This window comes from Staphylococcus sp. EG-SA-17, from assembly GCF_017151845.1.
Taxonomy (GTDB): Bacteria; Bacillota; Bacilli; order Staphylococcales; family Staphylococcaceae; genus Staphylococcus; species Staphylococcus aureus.
In genome coordinates, this window is record NZ_JACVZO010000178.1 from 1 (window position 1) to 245 (window position 245).

Annotated in this window: 1 pseudogene; it reads left to right on the plus strand. The window is 40.8% G+C overall.

Annotated elements, in window-relative coordinates:
- Window positions 1-119: 119 nt before the first annotated feature.
- Window positions 120-245: pseudogene (locus tag IDG65_RS14650) on the plus strand (SDR family NAD(P)-dependent oxidoreductase); the annotation flags it as partial.

Sequence of the window (245 nt, forward strand, 5' to 3'; positions counted from 1 at the left end):
CTTCATGCCAAATTATTTTCCACTGGATATCGATTTTAAAACAATTATTCCAATGTCCGCTTCCACGAATCATCACTCAACATCTCGCCAGGCCATGTGTAAGCCATAACACCACCGTCAATGCGAAGGCGTATAATGTGGATATTTCAGATGAACAACAAGTGGTAGACTTTGTGTCTGACATAAAGGAACAGTTTGGAAGAATCGATGTGTTGTTTAATAATGCCGGTGTGGATGATGCGTCT